The organism is Mumia sp. ZJ430, from assembly GCF_011751845.1.
Lineage (GTDB): Bacteria > Actinomycetota > Actinomycetes > Propionibacteriales > Nocardioidaceae > Mumia.
The window spans coordinates 139078-160846 of the sequence record NZ_JAAHFK010000003.1 but is presented as its reverse complement, the minus strand read 5'-3'; the positions used below and the strand labels follow the sequence as shown (position 1 = coordinate 160846).

General features: G+C 69.4%; 21 protein-coding genes. 11 read left to right on the top strand and 10 right to left on the bottom strand.

The window, feature by feature from the left end; all coding sequences use genetic code 11:
• Nucleotides 1-78: 78 nt before the first annotated feature.
• From HCT63_RS12945 to trxA, 7 genes are all read right to left on the bottom strand, one after another.
• A complete protein-coding gene (locus HCT63_RS12945) occupies nt 79-1053 on the bottom strand; it encodes a sulfate ABC transporter ATP-binding protein (RefSeq protein ID WP_167005409.1) in 975 nt (324 codons plus the stop codon).
• A complete protein-coding gene (locus HCT63_RS12940) occupies nt 1050-1916 on the bottom strand; it encodes a sulfate ABC transporter permease subunit (RefSeq protein WP_167005406.1) in 867 nt (288 codons plus the stop codon). The genes HCT63_RS12945 and HCT63_RS12940 overlap by 4 nt, the downstream gene beginning before the upstream one ends.
• Nucleotides 1913-2758, bottom strand: a complete 846-nt coding sequence (gene cysT / locus HCT63_RS12935) for a sulfate ABC transporter permease subunit CysT (protein WP_167005403.1) — start codon at nt 2756-2758, stop codon at nt 1913-1915. Before cysT ends, HCT63_RS12940 begins: the two co-directional genes overlap by 4 nt.
• A complete protein-coding gene (locus HCT63_RS12930) occupies nt 2755-3780 on the bottom strand; it encodes a sulfate ABC transporter substrate-binding protein (protein WP_167005401.1) in 1026 nt (341 codons plus the stop codon). Before HCT63_RS12930 ends, cysT begins: the two co-directional genes overlap by 4 nt.
• 162 nt (nt 3781-3942) lie before the next feature.
• The gene (gene purU / locus HCT63_RS12925) at nt 3943-4803 is read right to left on the bottom strand and encodes a formyltetrahydrofolate deformylase (RefSeq protein ID WP_167005398.1); all 861 of its coding nucleotides are present in this window, start codon (nt 4801-4803) and stop codon (nt 3943-3945) included.
• A gap of 5 nt (nt 4804-4808) precedes the next feature.
• Complete coding sequence (locus HCT63_RS12920; RefSeq protein ID WP_167005396.1) at nt 4809-6290, bottom strand: DHA2 family efflux MFS transporter permease subunit; 1482 nt, start codon at nt 6288-6290, stop codon at nt 4809-4811.
• 82 nt (nt 6291-6372) lie between these two features.
• Complete coding sequence (gene trxA / locus HCT63_RS12915; protein WP_167005394.1) at nt 6373-6756, bottom strand: thioredoxin; 384 nt, start codon at nt 6754-6756, stop codon at nt 6373-6375.
• Between the two features lie 268 nt (nt 6757-7024).
• Here trxA and HCT63_RS12910 point away from each other — a divergent pair, with 268 nt between their 5' ends.
• Complete coding sequence (locus HCT63_RS12910; RefSeq protein WP_167005392.1) at nt 7025-7591, top strand: hypothetical protein; 567 nt, start codon at nt 7025-7027, stop codon at nt 7589-7591.
• On the opposite strand, the gene HCT63_RS12905 is transcribed toward HCT63_RS12910, so the two are convergent.
• Together HCT63_RS12905 and galK are read right to left on the bottom strand one after the other, a co-directional pair.
• Nucleotides 7545-8405 (bottom strand): prephenate dehydratase, encoded by an 861-nt coding sequence (locus tag HCT63_RS12905; RefSeq protein ID WP_243843024.1) that lies wholly within the window; start codon nt 8403-8405, stop codon nt 7545-7547. The genes HCT63_RS12910 and HCT63_RS12905 overlap by 47 nt on opposite strands.
• A 58-nt stretch (nt 8406-8463) precedes the next feature.
• Nucleotides 8464-9582, bottom strand: a complete 1119-nt coding sequence (galK, locus tag HCT63_RS12900) for a galactokinase (RefSeq protein WP_167005387.1) — start codon at nt 9580-9582, stop codon at nt 8464-8466.
• 40 nt (nt 9583-9622) lie between these two features.
• On the opposite strand from galK, the gene HCT63_RS12895 reads away from it, so the two are divergent.
• From HCT63_RS12895 to HCT63_RS12875, 5 genes are read left to right on the top strand one after another with little or no spacing between them, the layout of a single operon-like run.
• The gene (locus HCT63_RS12895; RefSeq protein WP_167005384.1) at nt 9623-10948 is read left to right on the top strand and encodes a hemolysin family protein; all 1326 of its coding nucleotides are present in this window, start codon (nt 9623-9625) and stop codon (nt 10946-10948) included.
• Nucleotides 10941-11957, top strand: a complete 1017-nt coding sequence (gene trpS, locus HCT63_RS12890; protein ID WP_167005381.1) for a tryptophan--tRNA ligase — start codon at nt 10941-10943, stop codon at nt 11955-11957. The genes HCT63_RS12895 and trpS overlap by 8 nt, the downstream gene beginning before the upstream one ends.
• A 41-nt stretch (nt 11958-11998) precedes the next feature.
• Nucleotides 11999-12508, top strand: a complete 510-nt coding sequence (locus HCT63_RS12885) for a 2'-5' RNA ligase family protein (protein WP_167005378.1) — start codon at nt 11999-12001, stop codon at nt 12506-12508.
• Nucleotides 12509-12541: 33 nt separating this feature from the next.
• Nucleotides 12542-13639, top strand: coding sequence for a YihY/virulence factor BrkB family protein (locus HCT63_RS12880; protein ID WP_167005375.1), 1098 nt, complete (start codon nt 12542-12544; stop codon nt 13637-13639).
• A complete protein-coding gene (locus tag HCT63_RS12875; protein ID WP_243843023.1) occupies nt 13636-14595 on the top strand; it encodes a serine/threonine dehydratase in 960 nt (319 codons plus the stop codon). The genes HCT63_RS12880 and HCT63_RS12875 overlap by 4 nt, the downstream gene beginning before the upstream one ends.
• A gap of 70 nt (nt 14596-14665) precedes the next feature.
• On the opposite strand, the gene HCT63_RS12870 is transcribed toward HCT63_RS12875, so the two are convergent.
• The gene (locus HCT63_RS12870; protein WP_167005372.1) at nt 14666-15589 is read right to left on the bottom strand and encodes a LysR substrate-binding domain-containing protein; all 924 of its coding nucleotides are present in this window, start codon (nt 15587-15589) and stop codon (nt 14666-14668) included.
• 87 nt (nt 15590-15676) lie between these two features.
• Between HCT63_RS12870 and HCT63_RS12865 the strand changes: the two genes are divergently transcribed.
• The 5 genes from HCT63_RS12865 (at nt 15677) to HCT63_RS12845 (ending at nt 21763) form a co-directional block, all read left to right on the top strand.
• Nucleotides 15677-16396, top strand: a complete 720-nt coding sequence (locus HCT63_RS12865; RefSeq protein WP_167005369.1) for a succinate dehydrogenase cytochrome b subunit — start codon at nt 15677-15679, stop codon at nt 16394-16396.
• A 4-nt stretch (nt 16397-16400) separates the two neighbouring features.
• Complete coding sequence (locus HCT63_RS12860) at nt 16401-18374, top strand: fumarate reductase/succinate dehydrogenase flavoprotein subunit (RefSeq protein WP_167005366.1); 1974 nt, start codon at nt 16401-16403, stop codon at nt 18372-18374.
• Entirely contained in the window at nt 18371-19117 is a 747-nt protein-coding gene (locus HCT63_RS12855; RefSeq protein ID WP_167005363.1) for a succinate dehydrogenase/fumarate reductase iron-sulfur subunit, read from the top strand. The genes HCT63_RS12860 and HCT63_RS12855 overlap by 4 nt, the downstream gene beginning before the upstream one ends.
• Before the next feature lie 142 nt (nt 19118-19259).
• Complete coding sequence (locus HCT63_RS12850; RefSeq protein ID WP_167005360.1) at nt 19260-20441, top strand: amidohydrolase; 1182 nt, start codon at nt 19260-19262, stop codon at nt 20439-20441.
• Nucleotides 20442-20689: 248 nt separating this feature from the next.
• On the top strand, nt 20690-21763 hold the full coding sequence (locus tag HCT63_RS12845) for a BMP family ABC transporter substrate-binding protein (protein ID WP_167005357.1): 1074 nt from the start codon (nt 20690-20692) through the stop codon (nt 21761-21763).
• Nucleotides 21764-21769 lie beyond the last annotated feature (6 nt).

The window sequence follows — 21769 nt, the reverse complement described above, 5'->3', positions numbered from 1 at the left end:
TGGGCCCCACGGAGAGTCGTGGCCCCACCGCAAGGTTGCGGTGGGCGCGCCGCTCTGCGTGGGGCCCAACGGAAAGGGTCAGGCGGGTACGGGGGAGGGGGCGCCGTTCACCGCGGCGGTCTCGCGCAGCCACACCGACGCCCCGTCGGCGAGGCCACGCTTGAGCGCCTCGGAGCGGGTGAGCTGCACGAGGATCGGATCGCCGCCCTCGGTCGGCGTCACCTCCAGGCGCACCTCGTAGCCGATGCGTGTCCACCGCGTGACCGTGCCCGGTACGGCGTCCGGGACGGGCGAGGTGGTGACCTCGATGTCGTGCGGGCGGACCAGACGGTCGCCGAGCGTGGTGACGGGGCCGAGGAATGACAGGACGAAGTCCGACGCCGGCTGGTCGTACAGCTCGTCCGGCGTGCCGATCTGCTCGATCTTGCCCTGGTTGATCACCACGATCTGGTCGGCGACCTCGAGGGCCTCCTCCTGGTCGTGGGTCACGAACACCGTCGTCACGTGCACGTCGTCGTGCAGACGGCGCAGCCAGTCACGCAGCTCCTTGCGGACCTTCGCGTCGAGCGCGCCGAACGGCTCGTCGAGCAGCAGCACGCTCGGCTCGATCGCGAGTGCGCGCGCGAGCGCCATGCGCTGACGCTGTCCGCCCGAGAGCTGGGAGGGATAGCGATCGGCGAACTGCTCCAGGTGCACCAGGCGCAGCATCTCCGCGACGCGCTCGGCGACCTGCTTCTTGGGCTGCTTGCGGATCTCCAGGCCGAACGCGACGTTGCGCGCCACGGTCATGTGCTTGAACGCCGCGTAGTGCTGGAACACGAAGCCGACGTTGCGCTTGCGTGCCGGGAGGCGGGTCGCGTCGGTGCCCTCGATCTCGACGGTGCCGGAGTCGGCGTTCTCGAGCCCGGCGATGATGCGCAGCAGGGTCGACTTGCCGCCGCCGCTAGGGCCGAGGAGTGCAGTGAGCTGGCCCGTCGGGACCGACAGATTGATGTCTTCGAGGGCCACGAAGTCGCCGAAGCGACGGCCGACCCCTGCGATCTCGATGCTCATGCTGGGTCCTTCTGAGTGGGGAGGGGAGTGGCGACGGTGGCGCCTGCGGTGCTGGCCGACTCGCTGTGGCCGGGCCGCAGCATCGTGACGACGATCAGCGCGAGGACGGCGGCCGCCGCGAGGACGAACGAGGACGCGTACGCGGCGGTCTGCTCGAAGTTCTGGTACTTCTCCTCGACGACGAGCGTGGCCGTCTGGGTCTGACCGACGACGTTGCCGGACACGATCTTGACCGCACCGAACTCGCCGAGGGAGCGGGCGAGGCTCAAGACGACGCCGTAGACCAGCGCCCAGCGGATCGCCGGGATCGTGATGCGGCGGAACGTCTGCCACGCGTTGGCGCCGAGGCTGCGCGCGGCCTGCTCCTGCTCCGTCCCGATCTCGGTGAGGACCGGCACGATCTCCCGGATCACCAGCGGCAGCGACACGAACGCCGTCGCCATGATGATGCCCGGTGTCGCATAGATGACCTGGAGCCCCGAGTCCTCGAGCGCAGGGCCGAACCAGCCGTTCGTGCCGCCGTACGCGAGCAGCAGCGCGAGGCCGACGACGACCGGCGAGACCGACAGCGGAAGGTCGATCAGCGCCGACAGCATCCGGCGTCCCGGGAACGTGTAGCGCACCAGGAGGATCGAGATCAGGATGCCGAAGACGGTGTTGATGACCACGGCCCACACGGCCACGATCAGCGTGAGCTGGAACGCGTACGCGGTGGTCTCCTCGGTGAGCGCGTCGACGAAGGTCCCGACGCCTTCGGCGAACGCATTCTTGGCGACCAGCGAGACCGGCCACACGATGAGGAGGCCGAGATAGACGAGCACGATCGTGCGCAGCGCATAGCGGATGAGGCGGTTGCCGGTCATCGTCGCGCCACCCGCCTCGCGATGACGTCGAGGGCGACGATCGCGAACAGGGCCACCAGGAGAAGCAGCGACGCGACGGAGGCGGCGGCCGCCATGTTGCCGTTCTCGATGTAGGTGAGGATCCGGACCGACGTGACCTCCGTACGCATCGGGAGGTTGCCCGACAAAAGCACCAGCGAGCCGTACTCGCTGATCGCGCGGGCGAACGACAGTGCGGCGCCGGCGGTGATAGCAGGCGCGAGCGCCGGGAGGAGGATGCGGCGGAACGTCGTGAACGTGCTCGCGCCCAGCGATGCGGCAGCCTGCTCGGTCTCGATGTCGAGCTCGAGCAGGACGGGCTGGACCGTGCGGACCACGAACGGCGTCGTCACGAACAGCAGTGCGAGGAAGACCGCGATCCGGGTGTTGGCGACGTCGACGCCGATCGGGCTGTTGGGACCGTAGAGGCTGAGCAGGACGAGGCCGGCGACGATCGTCGGCAGCGCGAACGGGATGTCGATGATGACTTCGAGGATGCGCTTGCCCCAGAAGCGGTCACGCACGAGCACCCACGCGATCAGCGTGCCGAAGACGACGTTGGTGAGGGTGACGACGAGCGCCTCGCCAACCGTGAGCGTGATCGCCGCCCACGTCTGGGGCTGCGAGATCGTGTCGACGAACGTCGCCCACCCGCCCTCAGCCGTCGTGAGGACGACCGCCGACAGCGGCAGCATCACGAGGATGCTGAACCAGATCAGCGCGATGCCCAACCCCACCCCGGCGGCGGGGGTGAGGGCGGTTGCCGCGCGGGCGCGGCGCCGGGGTCCCCGGCGCCGCACCTGCGTGAGTGACGGAGAAGTCACGACTTGCCCGTCTCCTGCTGGATCTTCGTGACGATGCCGGCGTTCTCGTCGAAGAACTTCTTGTTGATGGCCTCCCAGCCGCCGAGGTCACCGTCGATGGTGAAGAGCTTGGTCGGCGTCGGGAACGGGTTCTCCGGGTCGTTCGCGCCCTCGACCTTGCCGACCTCGACGCTATTGCTGATCGGGCGGAAGCCCTTGGACACGTACTGCTCCTGGCCCTCGTCGCTCAGGACGTACTCGAGGAACGCCTCGGCCTTGGCGTCGCCGTCCTCGAGCACCGCGCCCGGGTTCTCGATGAGGAGCGTCTCGTCCGGGACGACGTACTCGAACTTCTCGCCCTGCTGGCGGGCCAGGATCGCCTCGTTCTCGTACGAGATCAGGACGTCGCCGGTGCCGGCCTGGAAGGCCGCCGTGGCGTCACGGCCCGAGCCGGGAAGCGCGGCGACGTTCTTGAAGAACTTTGTCAGGTAGGCCGTACCCGCGGCGTCGCCGCCGTCGTCGGCGGCCTGCTGCCAGCCGGCGAGGATGTTCCAGCGCGCGGCGCCCGACGAGCCCGGGTTGGGGGTGACGATCGAGACGCCCGGCTTGACGAGGTCGTCCCAGCTCTGGATGTTCTTGGGGTTGCCCTCGCGGACGACCAGCACGACGACCGAGTCCGTGACGATGCCCTTGTGCTCGCCGTCGTCCCAGGTGTCGGCGACGAGGCCGGCCTCGACCAGGCGCGTCACGTCGGGCGAGATGGAGAAGTGGACGTAGTCGGCCTTCAGGCCACCCGCGACCGCACGGCTCTGGTCGCCCGAGGCGCCGTACGACTCCTTCCAGACGACACCCTCGCCCGCATCGGTCTTGGCGAACTCCTTCTGGGCCGCATTGTTGCCGGCCTTGGGCACCGCGAACCCGACGAGCGACAGCGTCGTCTTGGAGCTGTCAGCGTCTGCACCGCCGCAGGCCGACAGCCCCAGCGCGGCGGCGAGCGCGGTGGTCGCGGCAATCAGGCGGGTCGACCGCTTGCGTGTGAACATGTCGTGCCTTTCGAGCGAGCGCGATGATGCGCTGTTGATAGTGACTTACTAATCCCGAGTAGATTACTGGACTATAGCGAGAGAAAAGCGCGCTGGCGAGGATTCTCACGATGTGGGCGAGGCGCTCAGGCGCGAGGCGTCAGGGGGAGAGTCGCTGGAGCGTCAGGAGAAGACGACGGTACGGGTGCCGTTGAGGAGCACCCGCTGCTCCGCGTGGAGGCCGACCGCGCGCGACAGCACGCGCGTCTCGACGTCGCGGCCCGCCTGGACCAGCGCGGAGGGGTCCTGCTGATGGCCGACGCGGGTCACGTCCTGCTCGATGATCGGCCCCTCGTCGAGGTCGGCCGTCACGTAGTGCGCGGTCGCGCCGATCAGCTTGACGCCGCGCGTGTGGGCCTGGTGGTACGGCTTGGCGCCCTTGAAGCTCGGCAAGAAGCTGTGGTGGATGTTGATCGCGCGCCCCTGGAGCCGGCGGCAGGCGTCGTCGGACAAGATCTGCATGTAGCGCGCGAGGACGACCAGGTCGATGTCGAGCTCGTCGACGAGCGCGAACATCTGCGCCTCCGCCTCCTCCTTGGCGCCCGCGACGACGCGAACGTGGTGGAACGGGACGTCGTACGAGCGCGCGAGCCGCTCCAGCGTGGTGTGGTTGGAGACGACCGCGCCGATCTCGATGTTGAGCGCGCCGATGCTCTGCCGGAACAGCAGGTCGTTGAGGCAGTGCCCTTCCTTGGACACCATCACCAGGGCGCGGCACGGCGCCTCCGCGACCCCGAGGTCCCACGCCATCGCGTGCTGCTCGGCGACCGGGACGAATGCGTCCCGCAGGGCCTCGAGGTCGTACGGGTCGACGACGCTCTCGAAGTGCACCCGCACGAAGAAGCGCGCGGCACCCGCGTCGGTGAACTGCTGCGCGTCGAGGATGTTGCCGCCACGGTCCACGATCCAGGAGGAGATCGCGTGCACCAAGCCCGGTCGATCGGGGCAGGTGAGGGTCAGGACGTACGTGGCGGCGGTGGACATGAGCGCTAGCGTACGGAACGAACCGTACGCAGATGACGCGGGCGTTCGTACAGCAGCACGGCGACCAGCCCGAGCACCAGCACCGCGGCGGGGAGCAGGAGCGACTGCGACATGGCCGCGCTGAAGCCTTCGCGGGCGGCGTCGGGAAGCGATGCGGCGTCAGGCGCAGCGCCCGCGCCACCGACGGGGAGCTCGGCGGTGAGGCGCGCCTGCATCAGTGCCGCGATCGCCGCGCTGCCGAGGACGCCGCCCACCTGGCGCATCGTGTTGTAGACCCCTGCTCCGGCTCCGGCGCTGCTCATCGGGAGGTTGCGGGTCGCTGTGGAGGCGATCGGTGCCCACATGAAGCCGTTGGCGACGCCGAGCAGGCCGACGGGCAGCAGGATCTGCCAGACCGGGGCGGTGGGCGACAGCACCAGAGCCAGCCACGTGAGCGCCACGATGAAGGAGAGCAGACCGGTCGCGGCGAGGAGGCGCGGATGCACCCTGTCGGCCATCGTGCCCACCCACGGGGCGAGGGTGGCGGCGATCACCGCCATCGGGACGAACAGCAGGCCCGCCTGCGTCGGCGACCACTCTCGGACGGACTGGGCCCAGAGCATCAGCGGAAACGCCATCGCGGTGATACCGAAGCCGACGGTCGTGATCGCGGCGTTGGACAGCGAGAAGTTGCGGTCCTTGAACAACCCGAGCGGCACGAGCGGCTCCGCGCGGTTGACGGCCTGCCAGACCACGAACAGGACCAGCACCGCCAGGCCGAGACCGATCAGCCGCCAGACGGTGACGACGCCCGTGATCGTGCCCCAGTCGTACGTCTCGCCCTCCTGGAGGCCGAAGACGAGGAGGAACATGCCGACCGCGCTCAGCGCGACGCCGACGAGGTCGAAGCGATGGGAGAGCGTCGGGAGGTTGGGGACCAGGCGCACCGCGAGGACGAGGGCGACCACGCCGACCGGCACGTTGACGAAGAAGATCCACTCCCACCCGAGGGAGTCGACGAGCACGCCGCCGAGGAGCGGGCCGACGAGCATCGCGACGCCGGCGACGGCGCCCCACAGGCTCATCGCGCGGCCGCGCTTGTCGGCCGGGAAGGTGCGCGTGATGACGGCCATCGTCTGCGGCGTCATCATCGACGCGCCGAGGCCCTGGAGCACACGGGCCCAGATCAGCTGCTCGATCGTGCCGGTCAGACCGCACCACAGCGACGCCGTGGTGAAGACGACCAGGCCCGTCAGATAGACGCGCTTGGGACCGAACCGGTCGCCGAGCCGGCCGGTGACCAGCAGGGGGGCCGCGTACGCCAGCAGGTAGGCCGAGGTGACCCAGACGACGGACGCGACCTCGGCATCGAAGGCAGCCATGATCGTCGGCGTCGCGACCGACACGATCGTGGAGTCGACGAGGATCATGAAGAACCCGATCACCAGCGCCCAGAGCGCGGGCCACGGGCTACGGGTCTCGGTCTGGGCCGTTCCGGGTGCGGTCACGGCAGATCACCGTACTCCCGGACGACAACAGCCCCCCGGCCGGTGCGGCCGCGGGGCTGTTGAGAACGGATGGGCTCAGGGCTCAGGCCTGGGCGGACCCCTGGTCGGCCTGCTGCTTGGCGACCTCGGCACGGACCTCGTCCATGTCGACCTCGCGCACGGCGTCGATGACCTGCTCGAGCGCCTGGGCGGGCAAGGCACCGGGCTGGTTGAACAGCAAGATGCCGTCGCGGAAGGCCATCAGCGTCGGGATCGAGGTGATCTGCAGCGCACCAGCGAGCTCCTGCTCGGCCTCGGTGTCCACCTTGGTGAAGGCGATGTCGTCGTTCTTCTCGGACGCCGCCTCGAAGACGGGGGCGAACTGGCGGCACGGGCCGCACCAGGAGGCCCAGAAGTCCACCAGGACGATGCCGTCGCCGGAGATGGTGTCCATGAAGCTGTCGGCGGTCAGGGCAGTGGTTGCCATGTCACGTCCATTTCGATCGGGTACGTCTGTGCGTCTGTGGGGTTCAACAGCGGACGGGCCCGCAGGATTCCCCGCCGGTACGTCCACCGTACGGGCCACCGGGTTCGGACGACGCGGAGTCGGCAGTGCCGAGGCCAAGGAGTGGGCATTTCACGGAATGGTGTTCCATTCGGGCCTTCAGCGGCGATAGTGTCCGGCCATGTCTCGTCGAGGCGAGCGACGACTCCCGCGCGTGCTGCGAAGGAAGCGCTCCCCGGGCGAGGTGGTGATGCTCGCCCTCTTGACGTCGGGCGTGGGGCTGATCATCGTGGTGATGCTGCCGATCGGTTGGCCGCGAGCGTTTGACGGTGCCGTCTTGCTCGCCGGACTGGCGCTGCTCGTCGCGTGGGCGATCGTCGACTTCGTGTCGGCCGCCCGCCGCCCGGAGGAACCGCGCTGGTCGTTCGCGGTGCGGCGAATCGGGCTTGCGCTGAGCCACGTCGGCTTGATCGTCATCCTCGCTACCACGGGGGTGCTGTTCGTCTTGCCTGAGCCGCCGTTCTGGCTGTGGGCGGTCCGCCTCGTCGGCGTCATCGTGTACGGCATCGGCGAGCTCATCGAGCTCGCCGAGACACGGGAGGAACGCGCGCATCAGCGTCAGCGTGACCGCGAGCATCGGGCCTACGAGTATCGGCGCCGGGAGGCGGAACGCTCCGCCGCGGCCGCGGCCGCGGCAGAAGCTACGGCCGAGATTGCCCGTACCCAGGCCGCCACGATCGCCCTGGACCGCCTCCGGCGCCGAGAAGAAGCTACGCGTCGGCGAACCGGTGAGGGTGGGCCGGATAGACGCCCATGACCTGCACCTCGGTGGAGAAGAACGCCAGCTCCTCCAGTGCGCGCGCGAGCGGCGCATCCTCGGGATGGCCGTCGACCTCGGCGAGGAACATCGTCGCCGTGAACGTGCCGCCGACCATGTAGCTCTCGAGCTTGGTCATGTTGATCCCGTTGGTCGCGAAGCCGCCGAGCGCCTTGTAGAGCGCGGCCGGGATGTTGCGGACGTTGAAGACGAACGTCGTCACCGTCGGCCACTCGCCCTGCGGGGGGACCTCGGGGTGACGCGAGAGCACGACGAAGCGGGTCGTGTTGTGGTCCTCGTCCTCGACGGTGGTCGCGAGCGTCTCGAGCCCGTACGTCCGCGCGGCCAGCGGCGTCGCGAGCGCGGCCTTGGTGGGGTCGCCCCACTCGGCGACCTCGCGTGCCGCGCCTGCGGTGTCGCCGGCGATGACGGGGGTGAGCCCGAGCTCGCGGATGATGCGCCGGCACTGCCCGAGCGCGTGGACGTGGCTGTGGACCTCGGTGATCGACTCCAGCGTCGCGCCGGGGACGGCGAGCAGGTCGAAGTGGATCGGGAGGAAGTACTCGCCGACGATGTGCAGCCCCGACGTCGGAAGGAAGTGGTGGATGTCGGCGACGCGGCCGGCGAGCGTGTTGTCGATCGGGATCATCGCGAGCCCGGCCCGGCCGTCGGTGACCGCCGCGAACGCGTCCTCGAACGACGCACAGGCCAGCGGCTCCCAGTCGGGGTAGGCGTCGGCGCACGCGATGTGCGAGTTGGCGCCGGGCTCGCCTTGATAGGCGATGCGGCGGGGGAGATCGAGGTCGAGGCTCACGGCGCCCATCATCGCACCGGGCTCCGTACGTCGACGGTCGGCGTGGAGCGACTCGCGGTCACGTGAGGCGGGTGGCGCCGTCGGCGGGGGAGACGACGAACGTGCGAGGCTCCGGGAAGTCGACGCGGGCGAACGCAGCCGCCACGGCCTCGGTGAGCGACCCCACCCGGTCGGCCTCGATCAGCGCGATCGCGCTCCCGCCGAACCCGCCTCCGGTCATCCGCGCCCCGAGCGCACCGTGCTCCATCGCCGCCTCGACGGTCAGGTCGAGCTCCGGGGCGCTCACGTCGTAGTCGTCACGCAGTGAGGCGTGCGACGCCGTCATGAGCTGGCCGAGCTGTGCCCAGTCGCGGGACGACAGCGCCCGCACGGCAGACCGTACGCGCTGGGTCTCGGTGATCACGTGGCGCAGCCGCGCCTTGAGGACGGGGTCCTCAACCTTCAGCACCGCGTCCGGCGGCGCGGCGGCGAGCCGCTCGACACCGAGGAGCGCGCTCAGCTCTTCGGTCTGCGTCCGCCGGACGCCGTACTCGCCGGTGGCCAGACTGTGCTTGGCCCGGGTGTCGACGACGACGAGGGCGTAGCCGTCCTCGACCCAGTACGCCGGAACCGCTCGTAAGGTGGGTGGTGTCGGCGCCGTCTCGATGAGAAGGGCGTGGCCGCGCTCTCCGCACATCGACGCGAGCTGGTCCATCGAGCCCGTCGGCGCTCCGACGTAGTCGTTCTCGGCGCGCTGGCACGTCAGCGCCAGCGTGATCGGGTCGATCTCCCAGCCCTCGGCGCCGGCCAGTGCGACGGCGACGCCACACTCGAGCGCCGCCGAGCTCGACAACCCCGCACCGAGCGGGACGTCGGAAGAGATCACGAGGTCCGCACCCCCTGTCGTCAGGCCCGACTGCGCCAGCGCCCAGACGGTCCCCGCGACGTAGCGAGCCCACCCCTCCACGTCGCCCGGCGTCGTTGTGACGTCGAACTCTGTCGACCCCTCGGAGACCGACGACCACACCCGCACCTTGCCGTCGTCGCGTCGCCGGACCTTCACCGTGGTGCGCAGATCGATCGCGATCGGCATCACCGGACCGCCGACGTAGTCGAGGTGCTCTCCGATGAGGTTGACGCGACCGGGGGCGGCCCACGTACCGATCTCGCCGGGGGCCAGGGGGAGGGGTGACGTCATGCCGCCATTTTTGCCTATGCCCCATGGCTACGCTGGCAGGGTGGACGAGACCCTGTGGAACATCGCCCTCGTGCTCGTGTTCATCGCGCTCGGCGGGGTGTTCGCGGCGGCGGAGATGGCGCTGGTGTCGCTGCGTGACTCCCAGTTCCCCGAGATCGCGACCCGCGGCAAGCGTGGAGCGACGGTCGCCCGCCTGGCCTCCGACCCCAACCGCTTTTTGTCCGCGGTCCAGATCGGGGTCACGCTGTCGGGCTTCCTCTCGGCGGCCTTCGGCGGTGCGACCCTCGCCGGCGACCTGAGTCCTCTCCTCGTCGACGCCGGCCTGTCCAGCGGAGTCGCCTCGGCTCTCGCGCTGATCCTCGTCACGGTCTTCATCTCGTACCTCTCGATCGTGTTCTCCGAGCTCACCGCCAAGCGACTCGCGATGCAGCACGCGGTGTCGTTCTCGCTCGCGCTGGCGCCCGGCGTCGACGCGATCGCGAAGGTCGCCACGCCGGTGATCTTGCTGCTGTCGGTCTCGACGAACTTCGTCGTCCGGATGCTCGGCGGCGACCCGTCCGCGGCACGCGAGGAGATCACCGACGTCGAGCTGCGGGGGCTCGTCCAGACGACGCATGGCCTGTCCGACGAGGAGCGGCGCATCGTCGAGGACGTCTTCGCCGCCGGTGACCTCCAGGTGCGCGAGGTGATGCTGCCGCGGACCGAAGTGGACTTCATGGACGTCGCGACCCCGGTCTACAAGGCGGTGCAGATGGCGCGGGAGAAGCCGCACTCCCGCTATCCCGTGGTCCGGGGGAGCGCCGACGAGGTCGAGGGTTTCGTCCACGTGCGCGACCTGTTCGACCCGGGCATGCACGACCGGTCCGTACGGGTGGGTGACCTGGTGCGTGACGTCGTGATGATCCCCGGCACTCGCAACGTGCTCGCCGCCATCACCGACATGCGTCGCGCCGAGATTCACCTGGCGATCGTGCTCGACGAGTACGGAGGCACGGACGGCATCGTCACCCTCGAGGATCTCGTCGAGGAGCTCGTCGGCGACATCCGCGACGAGTACGACACCGTCGACGCGCAGACCACGCGCTTCACCGGTGGTGCAGTCGAGGTCGACGGCCTGCTCAACCGCGACGCGTTCGCCGAGGAGACGGGCATCGAGCTGCCTGAGGGGCCGTTCGAGACGGTCGCCGGGTTCGTCGTGGCCGGGCTCGGGCGCATCCCCGCCGTTGGGGACTCCATCCTCGTCGACGGGCACCGTCTCACCGTCTCGGCGATGGACGGACGACGTGCCTCGCGCCTGCGGGTCGACGCCGAGCCGAATCCGGAGGCGTCGCCCGAGACCGGGCTGGCAGAATCGGATCATGCCTGATTCGACCACCCGCCCCCGTGTGCTCTCCGGTATCCAGCCGACCGCGGACGCGTTCCACATCGGCAACTACCTCGGAGCGGTGCGGCACTGGGTGGCGCTGCAGGAGGACCACGACGCGTTCTACTTCATCCCGGACATGCACGCGATCACCGTCGCGTTCGACCCTGCCGTCGTGCGCGACCGGACGTACCGTGCCGCCGCGCAGCTGATCGCGCTCGGTCTCGACCCGAAGCGGGCGACGCTCTTCGTCCAGAGCCAGGTCCCCGAGCACGCCGAGCTCGCGTGGGTCCTCAACTGCATCACGGGCTTCGGCGAGGCCCGTCGGATGACTCAGTTCAAGGACAAGTCGGCCAAGGGCGGTGTCGAGCAGGCGTCCGTCGGCCTCTTCACCTACCCGATCCTCATGGCGGCCGACGTGCTGCTCTACCAGGCCGACGGCGTCCCGGTCGGCGAAGACCAGCGCCAGCACCTCGAGCTCACCCGTGACCTCGCGCAACGCTTCAACAGCCGGTACGGCGACACGTTCACCGTCCCGGAGCCGTTCATCGTCGCCGGCACCGCGAAGATCCTCGACCTGCAGGACCCGACGATCAAGATGAGCAAGTCGGCGTCGTCGCCCAAGGGGATCCTCGAGATCCTCGAGGAGCCGAAGTCGGCGGCCAAGAAGATCCGGTCCGCGGTGACCGACTCCGACGGCGAGGTCCGCTTCGACGCCGAGGAGAAGCCGGGCGTCTCCAACCTGCTGTCGATCTACGCCGCCCTGACGGGCCGGGCCGTCGACGATATCGCCGCGCAGTACGAGGGGCAGGGCTACGGCGCGTTCAAGGTCGACCTGAGCGAGATCGTGTCCGACTTCGTCACGCCGCTGCGCGAGCGCACCAACGCGCTCCTCGAGGACAAGGGCGAGCTCGACGCGATCTTGCGCGAGGGGGCGCAGCGGGCCCGGGAAGTGGCGTCCAAGACGCTCGGCGACGTGTACGACCGGGTCGGGTTCGTTCGCGCCGTGTAGGCCCTCACTGTCGACGGTGCCTGGACGCTAGGGTGGTCGCCATGCCCACGATCGGCGTCGCCATTCCCGTCCCGGATCCCTGGGGCAGTGAGCTGCGTCAGCGCCGAGCCGACTTCGGCGACCCGCAGGCGGTGCTCGTCCCGTCCCACGTGACGCTGCTGCCGCCGACCGAGGTCGCCGACCACGCCCTGGAGCAGATCTACGACAAGCTCACCGTGGACGCGACCAACGTCGAGCCGTTCACGATGCGCCTACGCGGGACCGGCACGTTTCGACCGGTCTCACCGGTCGTCTTCGTCACGGTGAGCGAAGGCATCTCCAGCGCCGAGCAGCTCGCCAAGCACGTGCGCGACGGGCTCCTCGAAGGCGACCTCGAGTTCCCCTACCACCCCCACGTCACCGTCGCTCACCACCTCAGCGACGAGGCGCTCGACCGTGCGTACGAGGCCCTCTCGGGCTTCGAGTGCGAGTTCGAGGTGCGCGCCTTCGCCGTATACCTGCACGATGACGTGGCGGGCTGGGTTCCGTTCCGGGAGTTCGAGCTCGGCTGACGGTCCCCTCAGGGCCGGGACGGGGAGCGGCTGGTGGGCAGGCTGATCGCACGGCTCAAGGCGTGGTTCGCGAGAGTTCGCCGCCGGTGGCCGTTCGTCGACCACGTCGTGCGCACGATCCAGCACTTCGGCCAGGTCCGCGGCAGCATCCTGTCCGGTGGCATCACCTACTTCGGCTTTTTGTCGGTCTTCCCGATCCTCGCGCTGGCGTTCTTCGTGGTCGGCTACATCTCGGAGTACTTCCCCGGCGCGCAGGACGCGCTCGAGACGGCGATCGACCAGATCCTTCCCGGCATCGTGACGGCCGAGGACCCGCCGCCGGCCGGGCAGATCTCGTTCGACCAGATCGCGGCCACCCGCAACGTCGCCGGTGTCATCGGCGCCCTCGGTGTGCTCTACACGGGCCTCGGATTCGTCTCCAACCTGCGGACGTCCCTCGAGGCCGCGTTCGGCGTCCCGACGCAGAAGTCGTACGGATTCCTGCCGGGCAAGCTGCGTGATCTCGCGACGCTCGTGCTGGTCGGGCTGATCCTCATGGTCTCCGTCGGACTCTCCGGTGCGGTCACCCAGTACACCGGCGACCTCCTGCATCAGATCGGGGTGGAGAGCACCCCGGTCGACATCACGGTGAAGGTGCTGAGTGTGCTGCTCGGCATCGCCTCGAGCGCGCTCCTGTTCTTCGCGCTCTACCGGCTCCTCCCGCACACCGACGTCCCCGATCATGCGCTGTGGCGCGGTGCGTTCCTGGCGGCGGTCGGGTTCGAGGCGATCAAGCAGCTTGCGTCGTTCATCCTCGGCGCCGCTGCCGGTGGTGCGCTGGCGTCGCTGGCGCTGTCGGTCACGCTGCTGGTCTGGATCTACTACTTCGCCCAGCTGACGATCTACGGCGCGTCGTGGGCGATGACCTCACCCGAGGCCCGTACGCGCGGCGTCGAGGTCGTCCCGCACGTGGTCCCCGCGTTCGGCGCGGTCGCGGCAGGACCGCTCGGTGCGGCACCCGCACGGTCTGCCGAGGCGGAGGAGGAGCGCTCCGAGGCGATTGCGGCGTCCCGTACGTTGCTGGTGGCGGGTGCCCTTGCCGCGGCGGCGTGGGCGTGGATCCGCCACGACAAGGCGAGGAGCAAGGCGTGACCGTACGACTGCCCGGACGTGAGCAGATCGAGGAGACGTACGCGCGGCTGCGGCCGATGGTGCGCCGGACCCCGGTCGTCGAGATCGCGGGCGGTGACCTCGGGGTGGCGGGGCGGGTGCTCCTCAAGCTCGAGCTGCTGCAGCACACCGGCTCGTTCAAGGCGCGTGGTGCGCTCAACGCCGTCCTCGCGATGCCCGACGGCACCGCCGGCGCGGTCGCGGCGTCGGGTGGCAACCATGGCGCGGCGGTCGCGTGGGCGTGCGGCATCGCCGGGATCGAGGCCGACGTCTTCGTCCCCTCGACCTCGCCGATGGAGAAGGTGCGGCGGATCGAGGAGTACGGCGCAACGGCGCACATCGTCGACGGCTACTACGCGACCGCGTACGAGGCCTCGCGGGCGTGGGCCGAGGGACGCCCGGTGCTGCCCGTTCATGCCTACGACGCGGACGCGATCATCGCGGGCGCCGCCGGTGTCGGGATCGAGATCGGCGACCAGGCCCCGTACGCCCGTCGCGTGCTGGTGCCGTGCGGTGGCGGGGGGCTCTACAGCGGCACCGCGCTCGCGTTGCGCGACGTGATGCCCGTCGTCCCGGTCGAGCCGGAGCGGTGCCCCTCGCTGGTGAGCGCGCTCGCGGCAGGGGAGCGCGTCGACGTCGACGTTTCCGGGGTCGCCGCGGACTCGCTCGGCGCTGCGCGGATCGGTGAGCGCGCCTTCGCCGTGGCCCGCGAGCTCGCCGCCGAGCCGCTGCTCGTGAGCGACGACCAGATCCTTGCCGCGCGACGCCTGCTGTGGGACGAGTGCCGGGTGCTCGCGGAGCCGGGTGGCGTGACTGCGCTGGCGGCGTTGGTCGCGGGCAAGGTCGACGTCCGCGACGGCGAGACGGTGGTCGTCGTCATCTCTGGCGCGAACCACCCCACGATCCCCGCGGACGTTGTCGCGCCGGTCTCGGGCTGAGGCGGTCCGGTGGTTGAGCCCCGGGTTGGTCCGGTGGGTGGTTTCGACAGGCTCAACCACCCAGGTCGGCTCAGCCGATGAGGTCCATGTCGCCGAGCTGGTCGGCCGCCAGGCCGCGCAGGTAGGCCACGAGCAGGTCGCGGAACGCCTGCGAGGCCAGCGGCATTGCGAGCGTCCGACGGTGGGCGAGCGCGATCGTCCGGGTCAGCTCGGGCTCGTCGATCGGTGTCCCCCGCAGCCCCGGTCGAGACGCGAGCACCATGCTCGGCACCACGGCGTAGCCCAGCCCGGCCTCGACGAAGCGCAGCACCGCGTTCATCTCGCCGCCCTCGATCGCCATCGTCGGCTCGAAACCGGCGTCGAGGCACGCGTTGGTCGTCGTGTCGCGCAGGTCGTACCCCTCCCGGAACATCACTAGCGGCACCCCCTCGAGATCGCGCACCGCGACCGGGCCCGGCCCGAGCCCGGAGGCGTCGGCCGGACCCGCGACCACCAGCCGCTCGCGCAGCAGCGGCGTCGCGACGAGGTCCGGATCGTCACCTCGCAGCGGCACGATGACGAGCGCGAGGTCGAGGGCACCTCGGCCGAGGTCGCGGGTGAGCAGCCGTGAGCCACCTTCGGTGACTTCGAGCTCGATGCCCGGATACGCCGACCGGAACGCGACCATGGCGTCGGCCATCAGCCCGTCCCACATCGAGGGCGTCGCGCCGACGCGTACACGACCGCGCTGGAGCCCGCTGACCTCGCGGACCGCGCGCAGACCCTCGTCGACCTCGATGAGGATCTCCTGCGCGTGGGGGAGGAGCGCCTCGCCGGCGGGAGTGAGACGGACGGCGCCGCGCTCACGCTCGAACAGTGCCGTGCCGAGGGAGTTCTCGAGGACGCGGATCTGCTTGGACAGGCTCGGCTGCGAGACGCCGGACTCCTCGGCAGCCTGGGTGAAATGTCGCGTACGGGCGACCGCGACGAAGTACGCGAGCTGATGGATCTGCACCCACCCAGTGTTTCATAGCCAACGGCTATGAAAGTAAGCCTCACTATGACTTAGCGCATAGGTGACTTTGCGTCCTATCGTGATCGTGTGGCGACAACTGAGATGACCAAGCAGCGGGTGGGCGCACGGCGTTCCACCGTCGCGCTCAAAGCGCTCATGGCGGTCACCGGCCTGATCATGGTCGGCTACCTCCTGCTTCACATGTACGGCAACCTCAAGGTGTTCAGCGGTCAGGCCGCCTTCGACGGGTACTCGCACCACCTGCGGATCCTGGGCGAGCCCTACCTGCCGCGCGAGGGAGCCCTCTGGATCATCCGTGTGGTGCTCCTGGTCGCGATCATCGGCCACGTGTACGCCGCGGTCGTGCTCTCGAGGCGCGACCACAAGGCGATCAAGGTCGGTTCCGGCCCGCGCTACAAGTCGAAGCAGAACAAGCGCGGCTTCCAGCGCAGCTACGCGTCGTTCACGCTCCGCTGGGGCGGCGTCATCATCTTGCTGTTCATCATCTTCCACCTGCTCAACCTCACGACGAACGACATCGCGCCGGGCGGTGCTTCGCCGAGCCCGTACGAGCGGGTGCTCAACACCTTTGGCGAGTGGTACATGGTGCTCGCCTACACGATCGCGTTGCTCGCGGTCGGGTTCCATCTGCGCCACGGCGTCTGGAGCGCCCTGACCACGCTCGGCGCCAACACCAGCGTGAAGGCGCGCCGCAACCTCAACGTCCTCGCGTACGCGGTGGCAGGGATCATCACGATCGGGTTCCTGGTTCCGCCGTTCGCCATCTTCTTCGGATGGGTGGGCTGACCCCATGACCGTCAACACACACGCACGCACCGACGACTTCACCGACATCTACGACCTCGGTGAGCCGATCGCCGACACCAAGGCGCCCGACGTCGACGTGACGAAGCGCTGGGACACCCGCCGCTTCGAGGCCAAGCTCGTCAACCCGGCCAACCGTCGCAAGCTCAAGGTGATCATCGTCGGCACCGGCCTGGCCGGTGCCTCCGCCGCCGCCACGCTCGGCGAGGCCGGCTACCACGTCACCAGCTTCTGCTACCAGGACAGCCCGCGGCGCGCGCACTCGATCGCCGCGCAGGGTGGCATCAACGCCGCCAAGAACTACCGCAACGACGGCGACTCGATCTACCGCCTGTTCTACGACACGGTCAAGGGCGGCGACTTCCGCAGCCGCGAGTCCAACGTCTACCGCCTCGCGCAGGTGTCGGTGGAGATCATCGACCAGTGCGTCGCGCAGGGCGTCCCCTTCGCCCGCGAGTACGGCGGCCTGCTCGACAACCGCTCCTTCGGCGGCGTCCAGGTGTCCCGTACGTTCTACGCCCGTGGCCAGACCGGTCAGCAGCTGCTGATCGGCGCCTACCAGGCGCTCGAGCGTCAGGTCGCCGCTGGCACGGTCATCAACCACACGCGCCACGAGATGCTCGAGGTCATCGTCGCCGACGGGCGTGCCCGCGGCGTCATCGTCCGAGACATGGTGACCGGCGAGATCGAGTCGCACTTCGCCGACGCCGTGGTCCTCGCGACCGGCGGTTACGGCAACGTCTTCTTCCTGTCGACCAACGCGATGGGCTGCAACGTCACCGCCAACTGGCGTGCGCATCGCAAGGGCGCCTACTTCGGCAACCCCTGCTACACGCAGATCCACCCGACCTGCATCCCCGTCTCCGGCGACTACCAGTCGAAGCTGACGCTGATGAGCGAGTCGCTGCGTAACGACGGTCGCATCTGGGTCCCCAAGAAGGCCGGCGACGACCGTCCCGCCTCGCAGATCCCCGAGGACGAGCGCGACTACTACCTGGAGCGCCAGTACCCGTCCTTCGGCAACCTCGTGCCACGTGACATCGCCTCGCGCGCCGCGAAGTACGTCTGCGACGAGGGGCGTGGCGTCGGACCCGGCGGGCTCGGCGTCTACCTCGACTTCGCCGACGCGATCGCGCGCCTCGGACGCGACACGGTCGAGGCGAAGTACGGCAACCTCTTCGACATGTACGCCCAGATCACGGGCGAGAACCCGTACGAGACGCCGATGCGGATCTATCCGGCGGTCCACTACACGATGGGTGGCCTCTGGGTCGACTACGACCTGCAGAGCTCGATCACCGGCCTGTTCGTGACCGGTGAGGCCAACTTCTCCGACCACGGCGCCAACCGCCTCGGCGCCAGCGCGCTGATGCAGGGCCTGGCCGACGGCTACTTCGTGCTCCCGTACACGCTGGCGAACTACCTCGCCGACGGCCCGTACGAGCCGATCGACGAGACGCACCCCGCGGCCGTCGAGGCGAAGCAGCAGGTCACCGACCGCATCGAGAAGCTGCTGTCGATCAACGGCACCCGTACGGTCGACTCGTTCCACCGCGAGCTCGGCACCATCATGTGGGAGTACTGCGGCATGGCGCGCACGGAGGGCGGCCTGCTCAAGGCGATCGAGCTGATCCGCGAGCTGCGCACCGAGTTCTGGCGCAACGTCAAGGTCACCGGCGTCAACGAGGACCTCAACCAGACCCTAGAGCGCGCCGGCCGCGTGGCCGACTTCATCGACCTCGGCGAGCTCATGTGCATCGACGCGCTGCACCGCCGTGAGTCGTGCGGCGGCCACTTCCGCGTCGAGAGCCAGACCGAGGACGGCGAGGCACTGCGCCACGACGACGACTTCGCGTACGTCGCCGCATGGGAGTTCGGTGGGGACGGCGGCAAGCCGGTCCTCCACAAGGAAGCCCTGATCTACCAGAACGTCGAGATGAAGCAGCGGAGCTACAAGTGAAGATCACCGTTCGTGTGTGGCGTCAGGCCAACCCGTCCGCCGAGGGCAAGATGGTCGGGTACGACCTCGACGACGTCTCGGAGCACATGTCGTTCCTCGAGATGCTCGACGTGCTCAACGAGCGCCTCACCCTCGAGGGCGAGGAGCCGATCGCGTTCGACAGCGACTGTCGCGAGGGCATCTGCGGCATGTGCGGCCTGGTCATCAACGGCCTCGCGCACGGCCCGGAGCGTACGACCACGTGCCAGCTGCACATGCGCTCGTTCAAGGACGGCGACGTCATCGACATCGAGCCGTGGCGCTCGTCGTCTTTCCCGGTCGTGAAGGACCTCGTCGTTGACCGGGGTGCGTTCGACCGCATCATCCAGGCCGGCGGCTACATCAGCGCTCCCACAGGATCGGCTCCGGAGGCCAACAATCTCCCCGTGCCGAAGGAGGACGCCGACCACGCGTTCGAGGCCGCGACCTGCATCGGCTGCGGCGCCTGCGTGGCGGCGTGCCCGAACGGCTCGGCGATGCTGTTCACCGCTGCCAAGATCACCCACCTCGGTCTGCTCCCGCAGGGCCAGCCCGAGCGTGCCTCGCGCGTGGTCGGGATGGTCGAGCAGCACGACCACGAGGGCTTCGGCAACTGCACCAACATCGGTGAGTGCACGGCGGCCTGCCCCAAGGGCATCCCGCTCGACACGATCTCGCGGCTCAACCGCGACCTGCTCGGCGCGCTCGCCAAGGGCAAGGCCTGACGGTCGCTCACCCGTGACGTCATACGGATCGTGGGTCCCGACCCGCGATCCGTATGACGTCCGAGGATGGATGGCAGCCTCGGCTCGTCTCGCGGCGCGTGCACCGTGCGGCGCGGCACACGACGAGCGTTAGCCTGGGGGCATGCCCACGCCCGCGGACCTCGTCGCGGCCGTCGATGCACTCGTGCCTGACCTGCTCGACGTCCGCCGTGACCTGCACGCCCATCCGGAGTTGTCCTGGCAGGAACACCGCACCACCGAGGTGGTCGCGCGCTGGCTGGACAAGTTCGGTATCGAGGCGACGCGGCTCGACCCGACCGGCCTCGTCGCGGAGATCGGTGAGCACGACGGCATGATCGTCGCATTGCGCGCCGACCTCGACGGGCTGCCGGTCGCGGACAAGACGTCCGACCCGTGGCGTTCGGCGGTCCCCGGCGTCGCGCACGCCTGCGGCCACGATGTGCACACGACAGCGCTGCTAGGCGCCGCGGGCGCGCTCGCGCGCTTCGCCCACGACGGCGGCCTGCCGGTGCGCGTCCGGCTGGTGTTCCAGCCGGCCGAGGAGGTCATGCCCGGGGGCGCCCTCGCGGTCCTCGCCGCCGGGGCGCTGTCGGGGGTCTCGCGGACGTTCGCGCTGCACTGCGACCCCTCGCTCGACGTCGGTCTCGTCGGCCTGCGTGAAGGGTCCATCACCGGCGCGGCCGACCGTGTCCGCATCCAGCTGACCGGTCGCGGCGGGCACACCTCACGCCCGCACCTCACCCAGGACCTCACGTTCGCCCTGGCGACCCTCTGCACGCAGCTGCCGGCCGCGTTGTCGCGGCGGCTCGACCCCCGTGCCGGCGCGAGCCTGGTCTGGGGGAGCATCAACGCCGGGAGCGCGCCGAACGTGATCCCCGCGACGGGAGAGGCCACCGGCACGCTGCGGATGCTCGACGCGACCGCCTGGCACGAGGCAGAGCACCTCGTACGGGCGCTGGTGCGCGAGATCGTCGCTCCGTACGGGGTCGACGCCGAGGTCACCTACACCCAGGGTGTGCCGCCCGTCGTCAACGACGTGGAGTCGACCGAGATCCTGCGTGACGCGGTCGCGGTCGCCCTCGGTCCGAGCGCGGTGACGAGCACCAGCCAGAGCCTCGGGGGAGAGGACTTCGCGTGGTTCGTCGAGTCCGTCCCGGGGTCGATGGGCCGGCTCGGCACCCGGACGCCCGGGGGGCCCACGTACGACCTCCACCAGGGCAACCTGCGCATCGACGAGCGCGCGGTCGCGATCGGCGCGAAGGTCCTCGCGATGGCGGCCCTGGCAAGCGCTCCGACCCTCTGACCGAGCGATCGGAGGCCGCGACTACGGCAACTGTCGCCATCGTCGTCGCCGCCTGATTGTGGGTGTTCTCCGATGCCGGACGTCGGTACGGCAACAGCCCGTCTTTCAGGATAACAAGTGAGTATCGGGTCCTCTCCCCGCGAGGGGTTCACCCACGTGTCAAGGGTTGACGGGGTTATTGTTCGAAAATCCTCTGGGGATGGCCCGGGGCGATGAACACTCGTGACTGAGGAGTCCTCTTGCGTCGAATGGGCAAGATCACCGCGCTGGCCGCGGTGGCCGTGCTGGCTCTGGCCGGCTGCGGCAGCGACGATGACAACGGCGGCGACGACGACAATGCCGGCAGCAGCAACACGCTCGACTGCTCGGTCGCCGAAGGTGACGGCCCCAAGGTCGGCATCGCTTACGACGTGGGTGGTCAGGGCGACAAGTCGTTCAACGACGCCGCCGCGGTCGGTGTGAAGAAGGCTGTCGACGAGCTCGGCGCCCGGTGCACCGAGGCCGAGGCTCAGGACGGCGAGGCCGAGTCGGCTCGCGAGGACCGCCTCCGCCAGCTGGCCGACGCCGAGCACGATCCGATCATCGCCGTCGGATTCCTCTACAGCGAGGCCGTCAACAAGGTGGCGCCGGACTACCCGGACGTCAGCTTCGACGTGGTCGACGGCTTCGACCCCGACGACCAGGCCAACGACAACGTCGCTTACCTCACCTTCGCCGAGGAGCAGGGCTCCTTCCTCGTCGGTGCCGCTGCGGCGCTGAAGTCGACGACCAACAACGTCGGCTTCGTCGGTGGCGTCAACTCCGACCTCATCAAGAAGTTCGAGGCCGGCTACGCCGCAGGTGCGAAGGCGGTGAAGCCCGACATCAAGATCCAGGTGAAGTACATCGAGGAGTCCGACGCGAGCGGCTTCAACGATCCCGCCGGAGGCAAGGCAGCAGCGACCGGCATGTTCGACCAGGGCGCCGACGTGGTCTACCACGCTGCCGGCGGCTCGGGTGCGGGTGTCTTCCAGTCTGCCGTCGAGGCCGGTGACGGCATGTGGGCCATCGGTGTCGACTCCGACCAGTGGCAGACCGCCTCCGACACGGAGAAGCCGCACATCCTGACCTCGATGCTCAAGCGCGTCGACGTCGCGGCCTACGACGCGATCAGCGCCGTGGCCGAGGATTCGCCGCTGGTGGGTTACCAGACGTACGATCTCGCCAAGGATGGCGTCGGCTACGCCACCTCGGGCGGATACGTCGACGACATCATCGGCGACCTCGACGGCTACGCCGATCAGATCAAGAGCGGCGAGATCAAGGTTCCGACCGCGCCGTGACCTTCG